This window comes from Sinomonas sp. ASV486, assembly GCF_030908215.1.
Classification (GTDB): Bacteria; Actinomycetota; Actinomycetes; order Actinomycetales; family Micrococcaceae; genus Sinomonas; species Sinomonas puerhi.
Genome location: NZ_JAVFJK010000001.1, coordinates 544,066 through 568,784, shown reverse-complemented (window position 1 = coordinate 568,784; position 24,719 = coordinate 544,066). Strand labels below are relative to the sequence as shown.

Below are 24,719 nucleotides of genomic sequence, written 5' to 3'. Positions count from 1 at the left end.
CAGGATCTGGGCCTTCCCCCCTGAGGCCCAGCCCCGGCCCTCCCCGACGCCGCGTCGGGACACGCACGGTTCCACGGAATCACGGCGTGCCCCGCCGCGGCGTCCTTTTTCGACTCCTCAAACCCATTGCCATTTGGGATACCAGCGAGCTAACTTTGGAATACCAAAGCGAGACGCGGGTCACACCTCCCCGAGACTTGCACCACATGCGGCCCCTCGGACCGCACTGCTGAGCCTCAGAAGATCCCAGAGGCCAGTGCATCACCAAGTTGCGCGCCGTCCTTGTCCCGATCCCAGAGAGTTCAATCATGAACAGCACACAGGACACCGCCGTCCAGACGCTGGACACTGAAGACGTGGCCCACACGGAGGCCAGGCACGCAGCATCCGCGGTGCCGACCGGCCTCAGCCCCCGCCTCTACAACAGGGACCTCGCGCCGACCCGGCGCGAGGGCCGCAGCTGGACCGCCTACAGCATCTTCACGCTGTGGGCCAACGACGTGCACAGCCTCGGCAACTACGCCTTCGCCATCGGGCTCTTCGCCCTCGGCCTGGGCGGATGGCAGGTCCTCGCGGCCCTCGGAGTCGGCGCGGCACTGCTCTTCGCCCTCCTGACCCTCTCCGGCTTCATGGGCCAGAAGACGGGTGTTCCCTTCCCCGTCATGAGCCGGATCGCGTTCGGCATCCACGGCGCCCAGATCGCGGCGCTGATCCGTGGCGGCGTGGCCGTCGCCTGGTTCGGCATCCAGACCTACCTCGCGTCCGTAGTGCTGCGGGTCCTCTTGATCGCTGTCTTCCCGGACCTCAAGCCGTTCGACGAGGGTTCGATCCTGGGACTCTCCGCGCTCGGCTGGATGGCGTTCGTCGCCCTCTGGATCGTCCAGGTCGTCATCGTCTCCTACGGCATGGAGATGATCCGCAAGTACGAGGCCTTCGCCGGCCCCGTCATCCTCGCCACGATGGCGGCTCTCGCGATCTGGATGTTCTCGCAGGCCGGATTCTCGATCGCGTGGAACACGGGCCACGAGCTCAGCGGCGGCGACATGTGGCTCAAGGTCCTCGGCGGCGGCGCCCTGTGGGTCTCGATCTACGGCACGTTCGTCCTGAACTTCTGCGACTTCACGCGCTCGGCGCGGTCCAAGAAGTCGATCGTCAAGGGCAACTTCTGGGGCATCCCGATCAATATGCTCCTCTTCGGCACCATCACTGTGGTCCTCGTCGGTGCCCAGTTCAAGATCAACGGCCACATCATCGGGAGCCCCTCGGACATCGTTGCCTCGATCCCCAACACGTTCCTGCTCTCAGCAGCATCCACCGCGCTCCTGGTCCTGACCGTCGCCGTGAACCTCATGGCCAACTTCGTCGCACCGACGTACGCCCTGACCAACCTGTTCCCGCGCAGGCTCAACTTCCGCCGCGCAGCGCTCGTCTCGGCCGTGATCGGACTCGTGATCTTGCCCTGGAACCTGTACAACAACCCCGCGGTGATCGAGTACTTCCTCGGCGGCCTCGGTGCCCTCCTCGGCCCGCTCTTCGGCGTGATCATGGCCGACTACTGGCTCGTCCGCCGCGGCAGGGTCAACGTCCCGGCCCTCTACTCCGAGGCCCGCGACGGCACGTACCACTACGCGAGGGGCATCAACCCGAAGGCCATCGCGGCGCTCATCCCCGCGGCGGCCGTGGCGCTGGTCATCGGGTTTGTCCCAGTCCTCGCGCCGCTGAGCTCGTTCACGTGGTTCTTCGGTGCCGGCATCGCGGCGGTCAACTTCTACTTCCTGGCCGACCGCAAGTGCACGTTCGAGGACGTCGAAGGCGAGGCCATCGCCGTCCCGAGCGTCCACTAAGCGCGTGGCTGGTGGGGCAAAAGGTCGGAACCGCCCCGCCCACACCGCCACAACGCACGACGTCGGCTGGCCGGCCCCCGCACCCGGCCCGCCGGCGTCGTGCTTACCCCTTTATGCCAACGCATTTATGCCAACGCACCAACGGAAGGAAGCCGCCATGCGCATCCTCGTCGCCAACGTCAACACCACCCAGTCCATGACGGACTCGATCGCCGAGGCCGCGCGGGCCGCGGCGTCGGAAGGCACCGAGATCGTGGGCATCACGCCGCGGTTCGGCGCGGCCTCCTGTGAGGGCAACTTCGAGTCCTACCTCGCGGCGGTCGCCGTCATGGACGCCGTCACGCGCTACGAGGGCGATTTCGACGCCGTCATCCAGGCCGGCTACGGCGAACACGGCCGCGAGGGCCTCCAGGAGCTGCTGGACGTCCCGGTCGTGGACATCACCGAGGCCGCGGCGTCGACCGCGATGTTCCTGGGGCACAAGTACTCCGTGGTCACAACCCTCGACCGCACCGTCCCGCTCATCGAGGACCGACTCAAGCTCGCCGGGCTCGATGCCCGCTGCGCCTCGGTGCGCGCGTCCGGGCTCGGCGTCCTCGAACTCGAGGCCGATCCGGAGCGGGCCGTGAAGGAGATCGTCGCCCAGGCGGAGAGGGCCGTCGGGGACGACAGGGCCGAGGTGATCGTGCTCGGCTGCGGCGGCATGAGTGGTCTCGACGCCCAGATCCGCGAACGCTGCGGTGTCCCGGTGGTCGACGGCGTGGCCGCCGCCGTCGCGGTGGCCGAGGGGCTCGTCCGGCTGGGGCTGAGCACGTCCAAGGTCCGCACGTATGCGGCGCCGCGGCCCAAGAAGGTGATCGGCTGGCCCCTCGCGTCCTAAGCCGGATCAGGCCTCCGGGCCTTGACCCCTGCCCCCGGCCGTGCCTACGGTCGGAAAACCGCCACTCAACGACGCTGGCGGCATCGCGAGCGGTCCCCCAAAGGCCGCAGCCGGCGTCATGGACGGTCCGCTGAATCAGCACCGCGGGGGCTGGGGCCCCTGCTTCACTGAGCAGAGAGGTACCAGAACTATGGCAGGCAACAATGCAGTCGCGTACAAGAGCCCGGGCAAGGTCGAGGTTATCGACATCGACTACCCGACGTTCGAGCTCAAGGACGGGCCCGGCGTCAATCCGGCCAACGTTGGGCGGAAGGTCCCGCACGGCGTCATCCTCAAGACCGTCGCGACCAATATCTGCGGCTCCGACCAGCACATGGTCCGCGGGCGCACCACGGCTCCCCCGGACCTCGTGCTCGGGCACGAGATCACCGGCGAGGTGGTCGAGACGGGGCCGGACGTAGAGTTCCTCCAGGTCGGAGACCTCGTCTCCGTCCCGTTCAACATCGCCTGCGGGCGCTGCCGGAACTGCAAGGAGCGCAAGACGGGGATCTGCCTCAACGTCAACCCCGACCGGCCTGGCTCGGCCTACGGGTACGTGGACATGGGCGGGTGGGTCGGCGGCCAGGCCAACTACGTGCTCGTGCCGTACGCGGACTTCAACTGCCTCAAGTTCCCGGACAAGGACCAGGCGCTCGAGAAGATCATGGACCTCACCATGCTCTCGGACATCTTCCCGACTGGCTTCCACGGTGCCGTCACGGCGGGCGTTGGCGTGGGTTCGACCGTCTACGTCGCGGGAGCCGGACCGGTGGGCCTCGCGGCGGCGACGGGCGCGCTCCTGCTGGGGGCCGCCGTCGTGATCGTCGGTGACATGAACGCGGACCGGCTCAAGCAGGCCGCGAGCTTCGGCTGCGAGACGGTAGACCTCACCCAGGGCGGCCCGGCGGAGCAGATCGAGCAGATACTCGGCGAGCCCCTCGTGGACTGCGGCGTGGACGCGGTCGGGTTCGAGGCGAAGGGCCACGGCGCGGGCGCGAGCGAAGCTCCGGCCACAGTGCTCAACTCGCTCATGGACATCACGGCGGCCGGCGGGGCCCTAGGCATCCCCGGCCTCTACGTGACCGGCGATCCCGGCGGCGTCGACGAAGCCGCGAAGAAGGGCTCCCTCTCGCTGAGCCTGGGAACCGGCTGGGCCAAGTCGCTGTCCTTCACCACGGGCCAGTGCCCGGTCATGAAGTACAACCGCCAGCTCATGATGGCGATCCTCCACGATCGGGTGTCGATCGCGAAGAACGTCAACGCGAAGGCCATCAGTCTCGAAGACGCTCCTCGCGGCTACGCCGAGTTCGATTCCGGCGCGGCCAGCAAGTATGTCCTCAACCCGAACGGGTACATCAAGAACTAGCCCGCGCGGACGCCTCAGGCCACCGACGTCACGGCGCCGGGTGCGGCGACGAGTATGGACGCTCTCGTCGCCGCTTCGGCGTCCCACCCCCGGAGGGAAGCCTCCGCCGCGTAGGCTGGAGCCATGGCTGCACCGGAGCGGACACGCGTGGCGGTGGTCGGCGGCGGGCCCGCCGGGATGTTCCTGGGACTCCTGCTCGCGCGCGGCGGGATCGACACCGTGGTGCTCGAGAAGCACCCCAACTTCCTGCGCGACTTCCGCGGCGACACCGTGCACGCCTCGACGCTGGGGCTCCTCGATGAGCTGGGCCTCGGCTCCGCGTTCGCCGCGCTCCCCCAACGCCGCGTGGACTCGGTCGAGATCCAGCTCGACGCGGGGACCGTCCGGCTCGCCGACTTCGGCCGCACGCTCCCCGGACTCCATCCGTACGTCGCCTTCGTCCCGCAGTGGGACTTCCTCGAGATGCTCGCTGACGCCGCCGAGCACGAGCCGCATTTCACCCTCGTCCGCTCGGCGGAGGCGGTGGGCCTGACGGATGACGGCGGGCGCGTCGCCGGGGTGCGGTGGCGGGACTATGCGGTGGTCGAGCCTGCGGCTGCTGAGCCTGCCGTGGCTGAGCTTGCCGGGGTTAAGCGCAGCGCAGCGGAGTCGGAACCCGCTGAGCACGTCCTCGCCGCCGACCTCGTCGTGGCGTGCGACGGGCGCTGGTCGACCGTCCGAGAGGCGGCCGCCCTGGTCCCGCGCGAGTTCGGCTCGCCCGTGGACATCTGGTGGTTCCGCCTCCCGCGCCATGAGGGCGATCCCGACGGCGGGGTCGGGCGCCTTTCGGGCCACGAGTTCATGATCATGATCGACCGCGGCGACACATGGCAATGCGGCTACCTCCTGGCCAAGGGGGCCGACGCAGCCTTGCGTGGCGAGGGGCTCGACGCGTTCAGGGCGAAGCTCGCTCGCCTCCAGCCGTGGCTCGCGGACCGGTTGGACACCTGGCCCAAGACCCTCGACGACGTGAAGCTCCTGGACATCAGGGTCGAGCGGCTCGAGGAGTGGCACCGCGAGGGGCTGCTCCTGATCGGCGACGCGGCCCACCCGATGTCCCCCGTGGGCGGCGTCGGCATCAACCTCGCGATCCAGGACGCCGTCGCGGCGGCCCAGCTCGTGGGTCAGTGGATGCGGCACCATCCCGGCCCGGTGCCTGCGGACGTCCTGTCCGGCGTGCGGCGGCGCAGGCTCCGGCCCACCGCGCTCGTGCAGGCGTTCCAGCGTGCGGCCGCGCGTGGCGTCGTGAGCAGAGCCCTCAAGGGCCAGGTCGCGACGTCCCGGACCGCCGTTCCTCTGCCCCTGCGGGTGCTCACGCGGTTCCCCATCCTGCAGTCAATCCCGGCGCGGTTCATCGCGATCGGCCCGCGGCCCGAGCACACGCCGAGCTGGGCGCGCCGGCTGGAGCGGATGGCCCCGCGCTGACGCGCCAGCGCGGCCGGCGGCTACCAGTCCGCGATGAGGTCGCGCCGCGCGGCGAGGTAGGCCACGGTCGGCAGGTAGTTGCCGTGGGTCGCGACCTGTGCCATGTACGAGTCGGGCTCCATCTCGAGGGTGAGGCGATCAAGCACGTTGGCCTCCTGGGAGTAGGAGTAGCCCGGGAACCCGAGGAAGTCCGTGCGCCGCCACAGGTTGATCCACACCGGCTGCGGAGCCGGAGCAGTTCCCAGCAGCGTGGTGAGGGGCCCCGCAGCGGGCGAGCGGACGCCGTCGTGCCCTTCCAGTTCGGGATCCGCGAGGATGCGCGCCCGCTCGAGGACCCGGGCACGGCTGCGCGGAGGCGTGCCGACAACCGGCAGGTCCTTGCCCTTCCATGGGTCTGCGGTCCAGAACGACGGCGCGCCGACCCCGGGGGTTCCGAGCACATCGGGGCCGAACAGCTCGGGGAAGAACCGCCCGAAGTACGGGCGCAGCTGCATACCGAAGCTCAGGAACCGCACGCGCGGGATGAGGTCGGCGCGGCCGATCGCGGTCAGGTGGAAGAGAGCCGCGACGCCTAGGACGGTCCCGAGGCTGTGGGTCGAGAGGAGCACGCGGCGGCGCGGGTCCGGCTCGAGCCAGCGGATCATCCGGTCGGCGAGCTCGGGCACGGCGCGCTCGCTGTAGCACGCGGGCCCGAACGGGTGCGCGGCGCGCGGGAGCCACGCCATGAGGTCCCACAGGAGCCCGAGCGGCCGAGCGGCGTCCGGCGAGGCGGCCTTGGTCACGGCCATCCCGAGGACGGCGGTGCCGCCGAGCACCACGGCCGTGAGGACCACGAGCTGGCCGCCCTGCCACATCGCGGTCACGGAATCCCCGCCGAAGGCGCCCGTGAGCACGCCCCGCACCCACGCCCAGCGTCCGCTGTGTTCCCTGTTCTCCCAGAGGATGGCGAGCGCCATCGACGCTGCCACGGCGATGCCCACAGTCCACGCGAGGAAGTGCAGGAGCGGCTCGGCCCGCTGAAGGAACGCGCTTGCGCGGCGCTGCTTCACGATCTCGAGACGGTAGACCTCCTCGGACTGGTCGATGGCGGGCGTGTCGATCGTCGAGCGGCCCAGCTTGAGGAGCCCGACCACAATGAGCACGAGCATGACGATGGCGGCCATGAGCCCGAGGACCCCGCCGAAGGCCCAGAAGGCGATCGGGACAGTGATGTCGTGGGCGCCCGCGGGCAGCGAAACGTCGCGGAAGAGCGGGTCCCCCGGCACGCCGCGGGTCTGGAACCGGCCCGAGCGCAGGTAGGAACCGGCGCCAAGCGCGAGGGCGCTCGCGAGGAACGCTCCGAGGAGGAGCCCGAGCATCATGAACACACCCGGGCCGGCGCCGTGCCAGGCCTCCTCGCGAACCCTCGCATTCCGTCGCCGCATCGTCAGGTACGGGACCACGACCAGCCCGCCGCTGAGGACGACGACGGCGAGCGCCGCCGCGTTGGCACCCCACCCGAAGGAGTCGAGCCATCCGGCCAGGACCGCCCAGAGCGCGGCGGTGCCGGCGGTCAGGACGGCGGCGGCGATCCACTCGTTGTAGCCCGCGCGGACCACGCAGCCGGCCGTGGCGAGGACCGTGAGGGCCACGAGGATCAGGGTCGGGGTGATCTGGCCGCCGCCGAACGGACCGGGCACGTTGGTGCCCGAGCCCCAGATCTCCAGGCCGACGCACGCGAGGTAGACCGCGACGGCGATGCCGAGGAGGATGCTGGCTTGCGCATCCCTGCTGTCGCGGATCCGTTGGGTCAGCCCCTCGCTGCCGAGGACCGGATGTGGCGCGCGCACGGACCTGGCCCAGAACGCGATCACGGCCGCCGATGCGGCGAGGTGCGCGAGGGCGAGGCCGAACAGGGTCGGTGCGGCGGCGCCGTCGTGCGGGACGGCGTCCCACGCGAGGGTCGCCACGACGAGGTCCACGCTCGCGGCGAGGTGCAGGAGGCCAGTGGGCGAATTGACCCGCCGGCGCATCCACATCTCGGGCACCGCGAGCGGGAGCGCATCCGGCGCGGCCTGCGCCTCGCGGACCCGCGCGGCGTCGTGGATCCTGGTGCGGAAGCGGACGTCGCTGATGAGGCCCAGGACGGCCATGACCACGACGGCGGCGATCGGCGCGAGCGAGAACAGCGCCAAGCGCTGGCCGCGCGTCCATTGGCCGAGCCCGTCGAGCTGGCTGGGCAGGACGCTGCACACTCGCCACGCGCCGGTCTGGTCGACGGGCAGGAAGCACTGGACCGCGACGAGGTCGAACACAACCGTCGAGACGGCGGCCGTGAGCAGCAGCGTCAGGGCGAGGGCGAACAGCCGCGTGATCCCGCCGCCGCTGCCCGTACGCAGGCCGCCCTCGCGGCGCGGGTCGGTCTCGAACGCTCGCGCCCAGTAGCCGGCGTTGGCGAAGCCGAAGGGCGCGACGAGGAACCACAGGACGTTGTAGACCGTGCGCCACACGCCGGTGAGGAAGCTGCGGCCCTTCGCGAAGCGGTCGAGGTTGCCCCAGCTGTACGCCTCGAGGCGCGTGCGGGCGTCCGGGTCGCGGTCCCTCGTGGTGTAGAAGCCGGCGAGCTTGTCACCCAGAGGAATCGGTCCATCGTGTACGAGCGCGATCCGGTCCACACTGGTGCCGAGCATCTCCTGCGGCGGGGTGTTGCGGACACCATGCACGCGCAGCTCGAGGATGTGGGGCTCGGGGTCCGCCGCCGCCGGGTCAGTCACCGCAACGGCGGGATCGCGCTCGTCCGGCATGGCCTCAGGCCAGCGTCCGGATGGTCCAGAAGTCGCTCGAGAGGCCCGAGGAGAGGAGGTACTGGTACGGGAGGGTGAAGTATCCGCCCTGGCCCCAGCCGGATCCCCACGAGTTGCGGACGCGGAACGTCTGGGCCGCGTTGTCGTAGCCGACCGCAAGGACGGCGTGGCCGCCGAGCACCTGTTCTGACGGCCCGGGCATCGGCACCACGCCGGTCTGGGCCACCGCCGGGCTCTCGAACGACTCGTACACCGTGATGCCCAGCACGAACGGGTAGCCGGCGGCGAGGCAGCCCTGCATCTGGGTCAGGATCCGGGCCACGCGCTGGTAGGCGATCGCACGGTGCAGCTTCGCGTCGATGTAGCACTGGGCCGGCGGCTGGGCCGCGAACTCGCCGATGACATACGGCCACTCCGTCTCGGCGCATGCGCCCTGCGTGCCGACGGACTTCACACCGTCGCGGATCTGCGCCCCGGAATCGCTCGCCACGGTGTGCTCCATGGTGCGCTCGTTGTAGTAGATGAAGAGCCTCGAGGGCGTCGTGTAGCCGGCGATGCCCTGCTTGCCTGCATCGAACTCGAGGGCCCCGCCGATCGCGTTGGCCGTGCAGGAGCCGAGCTGGCCCTGATCGTAGACCGGCGGACACTCCGCGGTGAGGTCCACGGAGGGTGGGAGCGAGGCGAGCACCGTATGCGGGGCGGCGTAGAGGAAATCGCGCTGGTCGGGGACGTCCGGTACCCAGCCGTAGGCGTGGGCTGCGCGGGAATCTGCTTGAGTGGTCATGTCCGAGGACTTCCAGGAAGTGGCGTGGCCGCCGGGGGAATGGAACCCCAGCTGTCGTGGGCATGGCCTCGGGCTCTGGCGCTGGAGCGTTCCGGCGCGAGCGGGTTCTGGCGCGGACGACGGCGCCGGGTCGGCGGGGTGCCCCGCCCGCCGGGTGGCGGACGGGGCGCCCTGCTGACGGGCGTCGGCCCGAGTGCTGGGGATCTCGGACCGACCGGATTAATTTGTAACTCGATTTTATTAACTAGGATGGCCGCACGTCAAGACCTTTGTGGGCATGACTTCGTGTTCCCGGGCCGCGCCGCGAGCCGGCCAGTGGCGCGATACGCGAGCCAGTGGCGCCCTTCGCGAGCGCACGGCGACTGCCCCAGCAAGCGGCGGCCGTGCGCCGTCCTACGCCCCGAGCTCCGCGGCCGATGACCAGGCGCCGTCCTCGGCGAGGGCGTCGACGAGCGCCAGTCCCCTCTGAGCCCAGGCGATCTCGCCCTGCGCGCGTTCCACGAGGCCCTCGTACGTGAACCGCTTGAAGGCGATCGTGCGCTCGCGGTCCTCGGGCGGCGTGACCGCGAGCCGCAGGGCGAGCATCGGGTTGGAGACGGCGGCGATCCGCGCGAGCTCCCCCTCCCACTGGGCGAGTTCTCCCTCCCACTCGGAGATGTGGGCCCGGAAGAACTCGCGTGCTGCCGCGGGCGTCGTGGCCTCGAGATAGGCTGCGCGAAGGTGCGCGGGGTCGCGGACGCGCGCGTACTCGAGCGGGGTGCGCATCCAGTCGAGGAAGGCTCGCTCGCCGGCATCGGTCACGTGGTACACCTTGCGGGTGCCACGCTCGCCCCGGGGCCGTTCCTCGCCCTCGATGAGGCCCTCGGCCTCCATCTTGCGCAGCTCGGGATAGATCTGTGAGTCGGGCGCGTGCCACACGTGCCCGACGGACACCGCGAACTGCTTCTGCAGGTCGTACCCCGAGAGCGGACCGACCCTCAGCAGGGCGAGCAGCGCGAATCTCAGGCTCACAGGGCCACCTCCATGGACGTATCGGACCGGCGCGGGCGGCCTCACGGTCTCCCACGCCGGCCGGACGGGCTAGGCGGACTGGTAGTTGGTCCGCCACCCGCCGTGGTACTCGGAGCGGGCCACAGCAGAGTACGGTACGGGGCTGACGACGGCGCGCACCTCGAGCTGTTCGTGGGGCTCGACGGCGGCCTTCGAGGTGCCGCCGTTCGGCTCGCCCCACACGACCGTGACTTCGGCGCCGTCGGGCACGTTCGGATCGACGGTCGCGAGGGAGAGCGCCGTGCGCTCGTTCGCGCTGTAGCCGGTGAACATCGAGAAGCCGACGGCGCTCCCGTCCGCGTCCACGACCGAGTCGTAGTTGGCGGAGCCGTAGTTCGCCAGGGGAAGGTCGAAGAACTTGTACTGCGGGCCGGTCGTGTCGAAGAGCGAGGAGAACAGCTTCGTCATGTCCTCGGCGTTCCAGGCCAGCGTGACCTTGCGGCGCTGCTGCGCGGGGTCAGCCTTCTGCAGTGCGTCCCGGCCGATGAAGTCGTGGTCGAACTTGACGAAGGAGCCGTAGCCGAGCTCCCACGGGGTCAGGTAGTAGTCCTCGATGCTGTCGGAGACGAACGAGCCCGCAAGCGTGCCGGTGGCCTCGTAGCCGTCCGCGGGGAGCCACTCGCGGTAGGCCCGCTCGGCCTCGCCCGTGTAGATCGCGGGCAGGGGCGACGGGATCCAGCCGGACTCGAGGGTGTTCGACGGGTAGGCGCGGGAGCCCACGGGCACGAGTCCGAACTCGGCGCCGGCCTCGACGATCGCGTCGCGGATGCGGTCATGGTCCGCGTACGGGCCCCAGACCTCGAGGCCGGGCGCGCCGGCCATGCCGTGGCGGAGCGTGCGCACTGTGGTGCCGTCGATCGACATGGTGGACATGTTGAAGAACTTGAGCTGCTCGACCGGGCCGCCGTTGAGCTTCTCGATGACCTGCCAGGCGCTGGGGCCCTGGATCTGGAAGCGGTAGTACTGCCGGGAGACGCCGTGCCCGTAGGGCCGGGACGGGGAGCGCCGGTCAACCGTGATGTCGAGGTTGCCGTAGCCGCCGGCCTGCCCGTGGTAGAGCAGCCAGTTCGCCGCCGGTGCCCGGCCCACATACACGTACTCGTCGTGGGCCTCGCGGAACAGGATGCCGTCCCCGATGACGTGGCCCGACTCTGTGGTCGGCACGTACTGCTTGGCCCTGTTCACGGGGAAGACCTCGGTCGAGTTGATCGCCGTCGCCCGGATGAGGTTGATCGCGTCGGAACCCTTGAGGAACAGGTTGTCCATGTGGTGCGACTGGTCGTAGAGCACCGCCGTGTCCCGCCAGGCCCTCTGCTCCTTGATCCAGTTCTGGAAGTCGGCGGGGACCACCGGGTAGATGTACGAGCCGATCTGCGAGTTGCGCAGGAGGTCGACCGGTCCCTGGGACGCGTCGAGGACTTCCTGCAGATTCTTGGGTGCCACGGTGAACCTCTCGTTCTGGTGTGAGTTCGGTCTGGTCGTTGCTAGAAGACGATGGTCTGGTTGCCGTGCCTGATGACCCTGTCCTCGGCGTGCCACTGGACGGCGCGCGAGAGCACGGCGCGCTCCACGTAGGCGCCGCGGGCCGCCAGGTCGGCGGCGGTGTGGGCGTGGCTCGCGCGGGCCACGTCCTGCTCGATGATGGGGCCCTCGTCGAGGTCCTTGGTCACGTAGTGGGCGGTGGCCCCGATGAGCTTCACGCCCCGCTCCTTGGCCTTGCGGTAGGGCGCGGCGCCGATGAATGCCGGCAGGAAGGAGTGGTGGATGTTGATGAGCGGGACGCCCACGCGGTCGAGGAACGCGCCCGAGATGATCTGCATGTAGCGGGCCAGCACCACGAAGTCGACGTTCCCGGCCAGCAGCTTGAGGATCTCCTCCTCGGCCGCGGACTTGTCACTGCCGGACGAGGGCACATGGAAGAACGGCACCCCGAAGGAGCGCACGTCCTCGGCCGTGTTGGTGTGGTTCGAGATGACCATGGGGATGCTCACGGGCAGCTCGCCCCGGCGGTGCCTCCACAGCAGTTCGAGCAGGCAGTGATCCGAGGTTGAGACCATGATGGCCATACGCTTGCGCACGGACCGGTCGGTGAGGGACCACTGCATGCCCAGCGGTCCGAGCGTCTCGGCGAGGTCCGCCTCGAGGTCCGGAATGGCCGCCGCGAGGTCGGACCGCATGAACTCGACCCGCTGGAAGAAGTCCCCTCCCGTGGGGTCGCTCGAGTACTGGTCGAGCGCCACTATGTTCCCCTTGTTGCGGGTCACGAGGGCGGCGACGGCGGCGACGATCCCGGGCCTGTCCGGGCCGTGGACGATCAGGCAGGCCTGATCCCTGTGGGACTCGCTGTGCACCGCCATGACCGCAGCTCAGCTCCTCTCGGCGATGAACTTGTTCGCCCAGTCTGCGGTCGCCTTCAGTCCCCCGAACGTGTAGAAGTGCAGCCCCACCCGTCCCGGGATGCCGGGGCCAGGCCATGTGTCTGTCAGTGCCCCGGCGAGATCGTCGACGAAGTGCTCGGGGCCCGCCTCGCCGATCAGGTTGGTGAGGGAGAACCCGTACTTCTTGACGATCATCGCATTCGCGCCCACGCCGAAGCGCCGCGCGAAGCCGAGAAGGCGCCTGATGCCCGCTGGCCCTGGCACGCCGACCCGGACCGCTGCTTCGATGCCACTGGACCGCACCCCCGCGATCCACGCCGCGACAGGCTCGGTGTCGAAGGCGAACTGGGTGAGGATCACGGCTCCCAGCCCTTGCTCCTTGAGCGCCGCGACCTTCTCATCGAGAGCGCGCGAGAGAACGTCCGTGCCGATGTCCGGATGGCCCTCGGGGTATCCCCCGACGCCGACCTCGCGGACGCCGTACTTCTGCAGGAGGCCGCTGCTGATGACGGCCAGGGAGTCTTCGTAGGGACCCTCTGGATCGGCGGGATCGCCGCCCACGGTGAAGACGTGCTCTGTGGCGCCGACCTCCTGCAGCCGGCCGAGGAATTCCTCGAGGTGCGCCGTCGACTTGAGCCTGCGCGCCGAGATGTGCGGGACGGGGATGAAGCCGTGGTCGCGGACAGCCTTCGCGGCCGCGACCCGCATCTCGAGGTCCTCGTTGCCGAGGAACGTGACGTTGATCCTGGTCCCGGACGGGATGTGGTCCTTCGCCTCGACGAGGCCGGGGATGTCCTTGCCGGTCATCTCCAGGGAGAAGTCGTCGATGAGTTCGAGCGATGCCCGGCGGTTCTGCACGGTTGCGGTTCTGGCCACGGTCCGTCACTCCTGTTCTCGGGCGCCACGGTGCGTCCTTCTCCGAATGTAACTATGTAGATAGGGAATGTCTATAGGTATTTTGCCCCAACGGCTCTCCGGGCATCGAGGCCTCTCCAGGCACCGATGCTGAACCCCGCCCCGAACGCCTGAGAGTCAGCTCCTGAGAGTCACGTCTAGTGACTTCCAAGGAGCTGACTCTCAGATGATGACCTTCAGGAGATGACACTCAGAAGGTGACGTCAGATGGACGCGCCGTGGGGAGGCTACCCGGGGGATCAGCCGGCCGCGAGGGCGTCCGGATCGAGGTGGGCGATCGACCGCGTGTCCTGAAAGGCCCTGACACCCTCGATGCCCTGTTCGCGGCCGAAGCCGGACTGCTTCATGCCGCCGAACGGGGCCCGCAGGTCGAGCCGGGTGGCGCCGTGGTCGTTGACCCAGACGTACCCGCACTCGAGCTGGCCGCCGACCCTGTTGGCGTGCTCGGGATCGGACGACCAGACCGAGCCGCACAGGCCCGCCCACGTGTCGTTCGCAGCCGCCACGGCGTCCTCCTCGGTGTCGAACGGGATCACCGGGATGACGGGTCCGAACTGCTCGTGCGTCACGACGCGCAGCGACGGGTCGGGGTCGATCACGATCGCGGGGCGCAGGAAGTTGCCGCCCTGCAGTTCCGGGCTGGCCGGCAGAGTGCCGAACTCGCGGACCTCGGCCCCGGAGGCCTTGGCCTCCTCGATGAGCTCCGCGACGAATGCCTTCTGCACGGGCGAGTGCAGGGGCCCCATCGTGGTGCCCTCGTCCAGCCCGTACCCGATGACCGCCCTGTCGAGCCGCGCCGAGAGCCCCGCGACAACGTCGTCCAGACGCGAGCGGTGCACGTAGATCCGCTTGGCGTTCATGCAGATCTGGCCGGTCGTGTCGAAGACCGCCGCGTAGAGGCGGTCGAGCTCAACGTCGTCGAGCGTCGCGTCCTCGAGGATGACGGCGGGATCGTTGCCGCCGAGCTCGAGGGTGACGCGCGTGAGCGAGGAGGAGGCCATCTGCATGATGCGCTTCCCGCCCGCGACGCTGCCCGTGAAGCAGACCTTCGCGATGTCCGGGCTCGTGATGAGCGCGGCCATGTCCGCGTCCTTGCCCGTGACCACGTTCAGGACGCCCGGCGGAAGCTTCTCCGCGATGCGCTGGACCACGCGGGTCGTGGCGAGCGGCGTGGTGGGCGGCGGCTTCACGATCGCGGTGTTGCCCGCGAGGAGCGCGTGCGGGAGGGAAGCGCCGAGGATCGCGATCGGCCAGTTGAACGGCACGATCACGGTCACGACCCCGAGGGGCTGGTAGGCCACCGTCGTCGTGACCGGGATGCCGGGCGCCGGTCCGAGGACCTTGGCGGCATCGACTTCGTCGGCGAGCGCGAGGGCGAGGTTCCAACGGATCTCGAAGACGAGGGAGTCGACCCAGGCCTCGATGCGGATCTTGCCGTTCTCCTGCGAGAGGATCGCGGCGTCCTCGTCGCGCGCCTCGGCGATCCCCGCGAGTGCGGCCTGCATCTGCTCGGCACGCTCCCGCGGGCTCAGGGCGCTCCACGCGGGGTAGGCGGCCTTGGCGGCCGCAATCGCGTCGTCGACGTCACCGGCGCTGGCCGCGGCGGCGTGTCCGACGACGACGCCCGGCTTGCCCGGATCGAGGACCTCGAGGGTCTCGGCGGCCCGCCGCTCGGCTCCCCCGATGTACAGCCCGGTGGTCACCGGCGCGGACGTGTTGAGCGTCTCGGTCATGGCTCCTGCTCTCCTTTCCGTTGCAGATCACGTCAGTTGCAGATCACGTCAGTTGCAGATCACGTCAGTTGCAGATCACGTCAGTTGCAGATCAGGTCTGGTGCAGATCAGGTCAGGAGTCCGCGCGGTACACGGTGCGGGCGAACTCGTGGTACGGCGCGGGGGCCACGGTCGCGCGGATGCGCACCTGGCGGTGGTCGGTGTCGACCGAGGCCTTGCGGGACACCGGGTCCTCACCCCAGACCACCTCTACTTCGGTGCCGTCGGGCACGTCTGTATCGAGGGTCGCCAGGGACATGTAGAGCTGGTCGAAGGCGACGTAGCCGGCGTCGGTCGAGATGCCCACGCGGGCGCTGTCGCGGAGGACCTCGTCCATCTGGAAGAGCCCGTAGCGGGCCTTCGGGAAGTCGAGGTACTTGGCCGGCGTTCCGGGCTCCATCTGCGAGCGCACCACGGCCGCGACGTCGTCCGCATGCCAGATGAGCGTGGCCTTGCGGCGGTTCTGGTTCTCCGCGTGCTTCTCGAGGGCCGCACGCCCGTGGAAGTCGTGGTCGAACCGGACCGACCTGCCCAGGCCGATGTCGTAGGGGGTCATGTAGTAGTCATGGACGTCGGTCGAGTAGAGCGATCCGCCGATCGAGCCGGCCCGGGCCGCGGGCAGCCACTGCCGGTACTCGGCGAAGTCCTCGTCGAAGATCGCCGGGAACGGCGTGGGCACCCAGCCCGATTCGAGCGGCGAGGCCGAGTAGGCCTTCGCCCCGACGCGGCGGATGTCGAACTCCGCGCCGGCCTCCATGAGCGCGTCGAGCACGGTCTCGTGGTCCTCCCACGGCCCGTAGAACTCGAATCCGGGCTGCCCGGCCATGCCGTGGCGGAGGGCCTTGACGGGACGGCCCGCGATCTCGACGTCGCCGATGTGAAAGAACTTGATCTCCGGGATCGGACCTGCGAAGACCTTCTCCATGACCTCGTTGGCCCGCGGGCCCTGGAGCTCGTAGCGGTAGAACGTGGGCGGCCCCTGCCGCATGTGGGAGTTCGCCTCGAGGCGCTGGTGGACGTCCCGGCCTGCTGCGGCAGACTTCTCGACGTTGAAGCGGACCCAGTCGATGAGCAGGTGATGGCCGATCAGCACGAGCCCCTCGGGGTCGCCGTCGATGTCGGAGTTGTAGAACAGGATGCCGTCCCCGATGAGGTAGCCGTCCTGGTTGACGGCGATGAGCTGCTTCGCGACGCCGGCGCGGAAGGCTGCGAACGTGTTCGGCGAGATGGACGCGAGCAGCGGCAGGAGGTCGGCGCCCCCGAGGAAGAGCTGGGTCATGTGGTGCGACTGGTCCATGAGCGCCACCGTGGTGTTCCACGCGCGTTGCTCGTCGCGCCAGTTGGTGAACTCCGGGGCAACCGGGAACGTGAAGGCCGGCCAGTCCTGGTTCCGCAGGAGCTCGACGGGGCCTCCGGCCCGCTCGATCGCGTCCGCGAGCGATTCGGATGCTGCGGGAGATTCTGGGGTCATCGTTGACCCCTCCTTTCGGCCGAGGTTCGAAACGGCTCGCGGCGGGTCAGGCCACGCTGTGGGGTCTCTGCCAGACAACCACGCCCCTAGCCCTCGGTCAAGACATCTAATACATTATCGTCACCAATCCCGTCGTGAGAGTTGTCGTGAAGGAGCGCCCCGTGGCCCCCAAGAACCTCCAGGATGTGCTGGATGCTGCCGGAAACACCGTCGAACTGCTGCGGAACTCCCAGCTGGGCACCTACATCTACCCCGTGGTTCCCGCGGAGTTCAGCAACTGGCGGCGCGAGCAGAAGGCCTGGCGTGACGCCGCCGTGCTCTACGACCAGACGCACCACATGGTCAACTTCTTCGTCAAGGGCCCGGACGCACTCAGGCTCCTGTCCGAGACGGGCATCAACAGCTTTGCGAACTTCCCCGTCGACACCGCCAAGCAGTTCGTCCCCGTCGCCTCCAACGGCGGAGTGATCGGTGACGGCATCCTGTTCCACGAGGCCCAGGACGACTACGTGTTCGTGGGCCGCAACCCGGTGGCCAACTGGCTCCAGTTCCAGGCGGAGACTGGCGGCTACAACGTCGAGTACACGTACGACGACCGCTCGCCGTCGCGCCCCTACGGCCAGGCCGTCACCCGGGAGTACTACCGGTTCCAGATCCAGGGTCCGAACGCGTGGCAGATCATCGAGAAGCTCGCCGGCGGCACGGTCGAGAAGGTCAAGTTCTTCCACATGGGACACATGGCTATCGCGGGAGCGCAGGTCCGCACGCTGCGCCACGGCATGGCCGGCGCCCCCGGCCTCGAGATCTGGGGCCCCTACGAGCAGCACGGCGCGGTGCGGGACGCCGTCCTCGCAGCCGGAGCCGAGTTCGGGATCGAGCCCTGCGGCTCCCGCGCATACTCGTCCAACACCCTCGAATCGGGGTGGATCCCCTCGCCCCTCCCCGCGATCTACACGGGAGCGGCCGAGCGGGCGTACCGCGAGTGGCTCCCCGCGACGGGCTATGAGGCGATCAATGCCCTCGCCGGCTCGTTCGTCTCGTCCGCCATCGAGGACTACTACCTCAACCCGTGGGAGCTCGGCTACGGGTCATTCGTCAAGTTCGACCACGACTTCATCGGCCGCGACGCCCTCGAGAAGATCGACCCCGCCGCGCAGCGGAAGAAGGTCACGCTCGCGTGGAACGACGAGGACCTCGCCTCCATCTGGGCGTCCTTCCTGGACCGCGACCGGCCGGGCTTCCAGTTCTTCGACCTGCCCAACGCCAACTACGGCTCCTCGAACTACGACTCGGTGGTCGACGCCGACGGCACGGTCGTGGGGCTCTCGCTGTTCACCGGGGTCTCGGCGAACGAGCGGCGCGGGCTCTCGCTCGCGACCGTGGATCCGAACGTCGAGATCGGCACCGAGGTGCGAGTCGTGTGGGGCGAGCCCGACGGCGGGTCGCGCAAGACGACGGTCGAGCCGCACGAACAGGTGAGCGTGCGCGCCGTCGTGAGCCCGACGCCGTACTCGACGGTAGCCCGCACCGAGTATCACGGGGGCTGGCGGACGGCGGCGGTCTGACCCGCACCCACTGCCGGGCTCAGACCGCGAGCTCGCGCAGGGCCCCGATGACGTTGAGCAGGTGGCTCCGCACCGCCCGCTCGGCGTCCTCGGGGTCGCGGGTCAGGATCGCGTCGATGATGGCGGCGTGCTCGAGCACGGACACCTTGGCGCGCGAGGGGCGGGAGGAGAGCTTGAACTGGTGGCGGACGCTCTGGGCGTGCAGGCGGGCCAAGATATCCGCGGCCGTGGCGTGCCGGCTGAGCTCGCGGACGCGGACGTCCAGCAGGCGGTTGAGGCGCGAGTACTCGACGAGGTCGCCCTCCGCGACGGATGCGACCATGTCCGCCCGCAGCCGCTCGAATCCCGCCGCCTCCTCGTCGGTGAGGTGCTCGGCGACCTTCGCGGCGCACAGGCCCTCCACGCCGATGCGGACCTCCAGGATCTCGATGGCCTCATCGAGGGAGATCGCCCGCACGCGGGATCCCTTGTTGGGGAGCCGCTCCACTAGCCCCTCGCCCGCCAGTTCGAGGAGGGCGGTGCGTACCGTGGCCCGGCTCGCCGAGAACGCCGCGCTCAGGTCCGCCTCGATGAGCCGCTGGTTGGGCGCATACTCGCCGGCGACGATCGCACTGCGGATCAGGTCCGTCACGCGCGACTCGGAAGCCGAGTCGTTCACCGCCGGTTCCGACATGGGGGTCTCACTTCCGGATTCCATGGCACGGACCCGAGACCGGGCCCAATTTTGTCCACAATCTTAGAACCAATCCACGGGAGAACCGCATGCGCATCGCTGTACTGGGCCTCGGCGAGGCCGGAAGCATCTACGCCGCGGACCTCGCAGGGCGGGGAGCAGCCGTCACGGCGACCGACCCGCGGGCGGAGTCCGCGCCGTCGGGCGTCCGCCTCGCACCCAGCGTGGGAGAGGCGGTGGACGGCGCAGAGCTCATCCTGAGCCTCGTGACCGGCCACGCCGCCCAGGAGGCCCTCGCCGCGGCCCTGCCCGCGATGGACGGCACGGGGATCTTCGCGGACATGAACACCGCCAGCCCCGAGGAGAAGCGCCGGCTCTCACTGCGGGCCACGGCCTCGGGCATCCCCTTCGGCGACGTCGCGATCCTCGCCCCGGTCCCCCGGGCCCGCCTCAACACCCCGCTCATCGTGAGCGGGGCCGCCGAGGCGGCAATCACGGACCGTCTCTCGGCACTGGGGATCCCCACGACGGGCGTGGGCCCCGAGGCGGGCGTCGCGGCGGGGCTCAAGCTCCTGCGCAGCGTGTTCATGAAGGGACTCGCCGCCACGGTCCTCGAGGCCGCCACTGCCGCCGAGGCGATCGGTGCGCGGGAATGGGTCCTCGGGCAGATCGCCTCCGAGCTCGGGCCCTCCGGCGAGGCGCTCGTGGAACACCTGCTCGAGAGCACCCAGCGGCATGCCGTGCGGCGTGCGGCCGAGATGCGCGCCACCCGCTCCTTCCTCGACTCTCTCGGGGCATCCTGCCCCATGACAGACGGCACGATCGAGTGGCTCGAAAGGCTCTCTGACAAGGGCCTTCAGACCCCATCCAATATCGTTGACAATCTCGTCTCCGATCCGTAGGTTCAACCCAGATGGGTGATCCACCACACATCCCGCGGGCAACGGCGCAACAGGAGGTACAGCATGGCCGCTCGCCTGAGCCTGAACGACGTCAACCTCCACTTCGGCGGCGTCAAGGTGCTCCAGGAGGTGGGGTTCGAGGTCGAGCCCGGGTCCATCCTCGGGCTCGTGGGGCCCAACGGCGCGGGCAAGACCTCCCTGTTCAACTGCATCAGCGGCCACTATCAGCCGAGCTCGGGGTCCATCACGATCGACGGCACCGAGGCGATCCGCCGCTCCCCCGCGCACCTGGCCCGCCTCGGCCTCTCCCGCACGTTCCAGCACCCGGCCCTGCAGCTGCGCGCCACGGTGCTCGAGAACGTGCTGCTCGGCGGCCACCTCCGCCTCCCCGGCGGCCCGCTCGAGTGGGCGCTCGGGCTTCCGCGCACCGCGCGCGCCGAGCGGGAGATCCGCGCCGAGGCCCTCGCGATGCTCGACGGCGCCGGGCTGGGCTGGGCGGCGGGCCTCCCCGCGGACGAACTCTCCCACGGCCTCCACAAGGGCATCGAGCTCTGGCGGGCCCTGCTCTCGAGGCCCTCCCTCCTGCTCCTTGACGAGCCGGCGGCCGGACTCTCGCACGGCGAGGTCGAGCAGCTCATCACCACCGTCAAGCAGGTCCGCGACGAACGGGACATCACGATCATCGTCGTCGAGCACCACATGGGGCTCATCTCGGCGCTCACCGACCGCGTGGTGGTCCTCGACCACGGGCGCAAGCTCATGGAGGGAACCGCGGCCGAGGCGCAGTCGGACCCCCGGGTCATCGAGGCCTACATCGGGAAGGACGCCGCGGATGACGCTGCTTGAGCTCGACGAGGTGAGGGCCTCGTACGGGCCAGTCCAGGTGCTCGACGGCGTCTCGCTCACCGTGCCGGAGGGCGGCGCCGTCGGCGTCCTCGGGGCGAACGGGGCCGGGAAGACGACGACGCTGCGCGCCATCAGCGGGACCGTCCGGACCGCTGGCCGGATCCGGTTCGCAGGGAAGGACATCCGGGGCCTGCGTCCCGACCAGGTCGCCGCGCTCGGCATCGCCCACGTGCCGGAGGGCCGCGGGACGCTCGCACAGCTGACCGTGCGGGAGAACCTCTCCGTGGGCTCCTACCTGCGCAAGGACCGCAAGAACATCTCTGGGGACATCGACTACTGCCTCGACCTGTTCCCGCAGCTCAGGAACCGCATCGGCTCGCGGGCCGCCGCGCTCTCGGGCGGCGAGCAGCAGATGCTCGCGGTCGGGCGGGCGTTCATGGCCAAGCCGAAACTGCTCCTCCTCGACGAGGCGTCCCTCGGTCTGGCCCCGAGCACCGCGAAGACCGTCTACGAGGCGATCCGCAGGCTACGGGTCGAGTCCGGCATCGCGATGCTCGTCGTCGAACAGAATGCCAACCTCGCGTTCTCCCTCGTCGACACCGCGACGGTGCTCGAGACGGGACGCAACGTGCTGACCGGGACCTCGGCCGAGCTCAAGGGCATGGACGAGATCCGCCGCGCCTATCTGGGGGGCTGAACCCGATGGAGACCCTCATCCAGCTCGTGATCGACGGACTCTCGACCGGATCGATCTACGGCGCCCTCGCCCTCGCCATCGTGCTCGTGAACCAGGCGACGGGCCTCATCAACTTCGCCCAGGGCGGCCTCGCCGTGCTGAGCGCCTACATCGCGTACGCCCTCCAGCAGACGGGGATGCCGCTCCTCCTCGCGGTGCTGCTCGCGATCGCGGGCTCGTTCATCCTCGGCGCCCTCGTCGAGCGGGTCCTCATGCGCCGGTTCGAGCGCGGGGACCCGGACACCGCCGTCGTCGTCACGATCGGCCTCCTCACGCTCGTCACGGGCATCGCCGCCGTGCTCTGGGGGTACAACAACCTCCAGTTCCCCTCGCTGTTCCCCCTCACTGGCGTCAATATCCTCGGGGCGGTGGTGAGCGTGAGGTCCCTCGCGACCACCATCACGATCGTGGCGATCATGGCCCTGCTCCAGCTGCTCTTCATGCGCACCAAGCTGGGCCTTGCGCTGCGCGCCGTCGCGGACAATCCAGACTCCGCCGCGCTGTCCGGGCTCCCGGTGGGGCGGATGCTCATGGTCGGCTGGGGGCTCGCGGCGGCACTCGGAGCGATCGCGGGGGCCCTCGTCGGCCCACAGCTGACCCTCACCCCTGGCATGCTCGACGGCGCCCTCGTCTACGCGCTCGCCGCCGTCATCCTGGGCGGCCTCGACAGCCCGATCGGCGCGGTCGCCGCCGCCTGGGCGATCGGCGTCCTCGAGAACCTTGTCTCGGTGTACGTGCCGGCCGTCGGGCACGACCTCAAGATCGCGGTGCCCTTCGTCCTGATCTTCGTCATCCTGATCGTCCGTCCGCAAGGCCTGTTCGGGCGGAAAGTCGTGGTTCGCGTCTGATGAGCACAGCATCCTCCTCCCGGCGCGCGCCGTCCCCCGGGCGCACGCGGTCCGTCCTCTCATCGCGGTGGGTGCGCGTCGGCGTCGTCGTGCTCGTGGCCGTCGTCCTGCTCGCGGCGCCGTTCATCCTGCCGCAGATCGCCAACCAGACCCTCATCCGGATCGGCGTCTACGCCGTGGCCGTCCTCGGGCTGAACATCGTGATGGGCTACACCGGGCAGGTCAACCTCGGGCAGATCTTCTTCGTGGGCCTCGGCGCCTACGTCACGGCGTACGGGGTGACGCAGGGGTGGAACATCGTGCTCGTGTTCATCTCGGCCTGCTTGATCGCGGGGATCGTGGGGCTCGTCGTTGCCCTCGCCGCTGCCCGCCTGGGTGGCCTCGCGATCGCGATGGTCACGATCGCGCTGCCGATCGTGGGCGTGCCACTCGCCAAGCGCTTCTCGGACATCACGGGCGGCTCCCAGGGCATCTCCGCCATCTTCTCCAACGCGCCGGACTGGTCTGGGCTGTTCAACGACCAGTGGCAGTACTACATCGTCCTGGTCGTGACCGCGGGAGGCTTCCTGCTCGCACGGAAGCTCGTGCGCGGGAAGTACGGGCGGGCGTTCGCCGTCGTGAAGGGCAACGAGGCGGTCGCGGCCTCGATGGGGATCTCGCCGTACTGGACCAAGGTCCTCGCGTTCACCATCGCCTCGGTCTTCGGCGGGGCGAGCGGCTTCCTCTACCTCGCGGTGGTGCAGTACACCTCGCCCGAGACCCTCAGCTTCGGACACTCCATCAGCCTCCTCGCCGCGATGGTGATTGGCGGGGCCGGCAGCATCGTCGGCTCGCTCATCGGCGGCGCGTACTACATCCTCGTCCCGCAGTGGACGAACCAGATCGACCCGAACTACACGACGATCAGCCAGGGCGTCATCCTGCTCGCCGTCCTTTTCCTCCTGCCTGACGGGCTCGTCAGCCTTCCCCGGATGATCCGACGTCTCGCACGCCGGGGCTCTCCCCAACCGACCGCGGGGCACTCCCCGCACCCAGCTCCCGCGCAGGATCCGACGGCGGTTCCAGCCGCAGGCACCGCGCCGGAGGCACCCGAAAGTACAGAGAGGCAGAAGCGATCATGAACGTTCGGAATGGGACGCGGGGGCTCCTCGGCGCTGTCGCGGTGGCGTCAGTCCTGGCGCTCTCGCTGACGGGCTGCCGCGGCACCGCCCAGAGTCCGTCAGGCACCGCGGCGGCCTCGCCGGGGATCACCGACACGAGCATCACCCTCGGCATCACGACGCCGCTCAGCGGTGCCACCGCCGGCCCGGGCACGTGCACCGTTGCCGGCGCCAAGGCCTACTTCGGTGCGAAGAACGCCGCGGGCGGCATCAAGTTCGGAGACGGCAAGACCCGCAAGGTTGAGATCAAGACGTACGACGACGCGTACGATCCGCAGAAGTCGCTCTCCAACTTCCAGCAGATGGTCTCGGACGGTGTGTTCGCCGAAGGCATCGGCCTCGGCACTCCGACCAACCGAGCCTTCCGCCAGTCGGCCATCAGCCAGAAGGTCCCCCAGGTGCTCGTCATGACGGGCGATCCGCTCTTCAGCGACCAGAAGCAGAGCCCGTGGCAGCTGGGCCTCGTGCCGGCCTACCAGAACGAGGGCGAGGCGTTCGGCAAGCTCGTTGCCTCCTCTGGCACCGCGCACAAGGTGGCGCTCCTGTCCCAGAACGACGACTACGGCAAGGGGTACGTCGCCGGGTTCAAGGACGCCATCAAGGGCGCCTCGAACATCACCGTGGTCGGCGAGCAGACCTATGAGGCAACCGACACCTCGGTGGATGCGCAGATCACGCAGCTGGCCGCGAGCGGCGCGGACGTGTTCTTCAACGCGATGTCGGTGACCCCGCTCGTGATCGCGTCGCTGCAGAAGGCGCAGCAGATCGGCTGGAAGCCCAGCTGGTTCCTGCCGTCCAATACGTCGAGCCCCACGGCGATCCTCGCGCCGGGAGGCGCGGGCGCGTACCCGGGCATCTACTCGGTGTCCTTCTCCAAGGCGCCGCAGAGCCCCGAGTTCGCCAAGGACACCGACGTGGTGCAGTTCCTCTCGGACCTCAAGCAGTACGGCAACTACCCGGACATGCCGGCGTTCCCGCACTGCATGTGGAGCTACATTGCCGGTGCCACGCTGGACCAGGCGTTCCAGCACATGACCGAGCCGACCCGCGACTCGTTCATGACGGCCCTGCGCGGCATCAAGTCGTACGCCGCGCCGCTCATGCTCCAGGGCACCTCGGTCGACACGACCGTGGACGGCCAGCCTGCCATCTCAAAGGTCCTCGTCCAGAAGTACAACGGCAAGGGCTACGCCACGGCCACGAACTTCGGCTGAGGCACTCCCGGCACCGCTCTTGCCGCTCG

General features: G+C 69.4%; 20 protein-coding genes. 11 read left to right on the top strand and 9 right to left on the bottom strand.

The features are described 5' to 3' along the window. Positions 1-308: 308 nt before the first annotated feature. From RBS60_RS02595 to RBS60_RS02580, 4 genes are all read left to right on the top strand, one after another. Entirely contained in the window at positions 309-1,844 is a 1,536-nt protein-coding gene (locus RBS60_RS02595; RefSeq protein WP_307955943.1) for an NCS1 family nucleobase:cation symporter-1, read from the top strand. A gap of 157 nt (positions 1,845-2,001) precedes the next feature. Then, a complete protein-coding gene (locus tag RBS60_RS02590; RefSeq protein WP_307955942.1) occupies positions 2,002-2,724 on the top strand; it encodes an aspartate/glutamate racemase family protein in 723 nt (240 codons plus the stop codon). Positions 2,725-2,914: 190 nt separating this feature from the next. Continuing rightward, positions 2,915-4,129 (top strand): formaldehyde dehydrogenase, glutathione-independent, encoded by a 1,215-nt coding sequence (fdhA, locus tag RBS60_RS02585; RefSeq protein WP_307955941.1) that lies wholly within the window; start codon positions 2,915-2,917, stop codon positions 4,127-4,129. A 123-nt stretch (positions 4,130-4,252) separates the two neighbouring features. Then, positions 4,253-5,593, top strand: a complete 1,341-nt coding sequence (locus tag RBS60_RS02580) for an FAD-dependent oxidoreductase (RefSeq protein WP_307955940.1) — start codon at positions 4,253-4,255, stop codon at positions 5,591-5,593. A gap of 20 nt (positions 5,594-5,613) precedes the next feature. Here RBS60_RS02580 and RBS60_RS02575 read toward each other — a convergent pair whose 3' ends face one another. From RBS60_RS02575 to RBS60_RS02540, 8 genes are all read right to left on the bottom strand, one after another. Continuing rightward, positions 5,614-8,376 carry a hypothetical protein gene (locus RBS60_RS02575; protein ID WP_307955939.1) on the bottom strand — a complete coding sequence of 921 codons (2,763 nt, stop codon included), beginning with the start codon at positions 8,374-8,376 and terminating at the stop codon, positions 5,614-5,616. Between the two features lie 4 nt (positions 8,377-8,380). Then, complete coding sequence (locus tag RBS60_RS02570; RefSeq protein WP_307955938.1) at positions 8,381-9,160, bottom strand: C1 family peptidase; 780 nt, start codon at positions 9,158-9,160, stop codon at positions 8,381-8,383. A 393-nt stretch (positions 9,161-9,553) separates the two neighbouring features. After that, positions 9,554-10,171 (bottom strand): PadR family transcriptional regulator, encoded by a 618-nt coding sequence (locus tag RBS60_RS02565; protein ID WP_307955937.1) that lies wholly within the window; start codon positions 10,169-10,171, stop codon positions 9,554-9,556. 69 nt (positions 10,172-10,240) lie between these two features. Further along, positions 10,241-11,653 carry an aminomethyl transferase family protein gene (locus tag RBS60_RS02560; protein WP_307955936.1) on the bottom strand — a complete coding sequence of 471 codons (1,413 nt, stop codon included), beginning with the start codon at positions 11,651-11,653 and terminating at the stop codon, positions 10,241-10,243. Positions 11,654-11,694: 41 nt separating this feature from the next. Then, positions 11,695-12,567 (bottom strand): formyltetrahydrofolate deformylase, encoded by an 873-nt coding sequence (gene purU / locus RBS60_RS02555; RefSeq protein WP_307955935.1) that lies wholly within the window; start codon positions 12,565-12,567, stop codon positions 11,695-11,697. Between the two features lie 9 nt (positions 12,568-12,576). Then, positions 12,577-13,464, bottom strand: coding sequence for a methylenetetrahydrofolate reductase (locus RBS60_RS02550; protein ID WP_307955934.1), 888 nt, complete (start codon positions 13,462-13,464; stop codon positions 12,577-12,579). Positions 13,465-13,742: 278 nt separating this feature from the next. Beyond that, positions 13,743-15,236: an aldehyde dehydrogenase family protein gene (locus RBS60_RS02545; protein WP_307955933.1), complete on the bottom strand. Its 1,494-nt coding sequence runs from the start codon at positions 15,234-15,236 to the stop codon at positions 13,743-13,745. Positions 15,237-15,348: 112 nt separating this feature from the next. Continuing rightward, on the bottom strand, positions 15,349-16,746 hold the full coding sequence (locus RBS60_RS02540; protein ID WP_307955932.1) for an aminomethyl transferase family protein: 1,398 nt from the start codon (positions 16,744-16,746) through the stop codon (positions 15,349-15,351). 161 nt (positions 16,747-16,907) lie between these two features. Between RBS60_RS02540 and RBS60_RS02535 the strand changes: the two genes are divergently transcribed. Beyond that, positions 16,908-18,311, top strand: a complete 1,404-nt coding sequence (locus RBS60_RS02535) for an aminomethyl transferase family protein (RefSeq protein WP_307955931.1) — start codon at positions 16,908-16,910, stop codon at positions 18,309-18,311. Between the two features lie 19 nt (positions 18,312-18,330). On the opposite strand, the gene RBS60_RS02530 is transcribed toward RBS60_RS02535, so the two are convergent. After that, a complete protein-coding gene (locus tag RBS60_RS02530) occupies positions 18,331-18,984 on the bottom strand; it encodes a GntR family transcriptional regulator (RefSeq protein WP_307955930.1) in 654 nt (217 codons plus the stop codon). Positions 18,985-19,073: 89 nt separating this feature from the next. Between RBS60_RS02530 and RBS60_RS02525 the strand changes: the two genes are divergently transcribed. From RBS60_RS02525 to RBS60_RS02500, 6 genes are all read left to right on the top strand, one after another. After that, entirely contained in the window at positions 19,074-19,886 is an 813-nt protein-coding gene (locus tag RBS60_RS02525; protein WP_307955929.1) for a DUF1932 domain-containing protein, read from the top strand. Between the two features lie 63 nt (positions 19,887-19,949). After that, the gene (locus RBS60_RS02520) at positions 19,950-20,732 is read left to right on the top strand and encodes an ABC transporter ATP-binding protein (protein ID WP_307955928.1); all 783 of its coding nucleotides are present in this window, start codon (positions 19,950-19,952) and stop codon (positions 20,730-20,732) included. After that, positions 20,719-21,429, top strand: coding sequence for an ABC transporter ATP-binding protein (locus RBS60_RS02515; RefSeq protein ID WP_307955927.1), 711 nt, complete (start codon positions 20,719-20,721; stop codon positions 21,427-21,429). The genes RBS60_RS02520 and RBS60_RS02515 overlap by 14 nt, the downstream gene beginning before the upstream one ends. Positions 21,430-21,434: 5 nt before the next feature. Beyond that, positions 21,435-22,316, top strand: a complete 882-nt coding sequence (locus RBS60_RS02510) for a branched-chain amino acid ABC transporter permease (RefSeq protein WP_307955926.1) — start codon at positions 21,435-21,437, stop codon at positions 22,314-22,316. Further along, entirely contained in the window at positions 22,316-23,437 is a 1,122-nt protein-coding gene (locus tag RBS60_RS02505; protein WP_307955925.1) for a branched-chain amino acid ABC transporter permease, read from the top strand. Before RBS60_RS02510 ends, RBS60_RS02505 begins: the two co-directional genes overlap by 1 nt. Beyond that, on the top strand, positions 23,434-24,690 hold the full coding sequence (locus RBS60_RS02500; protein ID WP_307955924.1) for an ABC transporter substrate-binding protein: 1,257 nt from the start codon (positions 23,434-23,436) through the stop codon (positions 24,688-24,690). Before RBS60_RS02505 ends, RBS60_RS02500 begins: the two co-directional genes overlap by 4 nt. Positions 24,691-24,719 lie beyond the last annotated feature (29 nt).

Coding starts and splice junctions, on each gene's coding strand:
- RBS60_RS02500 (WP_307955924.1), top strand. CDS start 23,434: ATGAACGTTCGGAATGGGACGCGGGGGCTCCTCGGCGCTGTCGCGGTG.
- RBS60_RS02520 (WP_307955928.1), top strand. CDS start 19,950: ATGGCCGCTCGCCTGAGCCTGAACGACGTCAACCTCCACTTCGGCGGC.
- fdhA (WP_307955941.1), top strand. CDS start 2,915: ATGGCAGGCAACAATGCAGTCGCGTACAAGAGCCCGGGCAAGGTCGAG.
- RBS60_RS02525 (WP_307955929.1), top strand. CDS start 19,074: ATGCGCATCGCTGTACTGGGCCTCGGCGAGGCCGGAAGCATCTACGCC.
- RBS60_RS02530 (WP_307955930.1), bottom strand. CDS start 18,984: ATGTCGGAACCGGCGGTGAACGACTCGGCTTCCGAGTCGCGCGTGACG.
- RBS60_RS02540 (WP_307955932.1), bottom strand. CDS start 16,746: ATGACCCCAGAATCTCCCGCAGCATCCGAATCGCTCGCGGACGCGATC.
- RBS60_RS02580 (WP_307955940.1), top strand. CDS start 4,253: ATGGCTGCACCGGAGCGGACACGCGTGGCGGTGGTCGGCGGCGGGCCC.
- RBS60_RS02575 (WP_307955939.1), bottom strand. CDS start 8,376: ATGCCGGACGAGCGCGATCCCGCCGTTGCGGTGACTGACCCGGCGGCG.
- RBS60_RS02590 (WP_307955942.1), top strand. CDS start 2,002: ATGCGCATCCTCGTCGCCAACGTCAACACCACCCAGTCCATGACGGAC.
- RBS60_RS02595 (WP_307955943.1), top strand. CDS start 309: ATGAACAGCACACAGGACACCGCCGTCCAGACGCTGGACACTGAAGAC.
- RBS60_RS02505 (WP_307955925.1), top strand. CDS start 22,316: ATGAGCACAGCATCCTCCTCCCGGCGCGCGCCGTCCCCCGGGCGCACG.
- RBS60_RS02570 (WP_307955938.1), bottom strand. CDS start 9,160: ATGACCACTCAAGCAGATTCCCGCGCAGCCCACGCCTACGGCTGGGTA.
- RBS60_RS02545 (WP_307955933.1), bottom strand. CDS start 15,236: ATGACCGAGACGCTCAACACGTCCGCGCCGGTGACCACCGGGCTGTAC.
- RBS60_RS02510 (WP_307955926.1), top strand. CDS start 21,435: ATGGAGACCCTCATCCAGCTCGTGATCGACGGACTCTCGACCGGATCG.
- RBS60_RS02515 (WP_307955927.1), top strand. CDS start 20,719: ATGACGCTGCTTGAGCTCGACGAGGTGAGGGCCTCGTACGGGCCAGTC.
- purU (WP_307955935.1), bottom strand. CDS start 12,567: ATGGCGGTGCACAGCGAGTCCCACAGGGATCAGGCCTGCCTGATCGTC.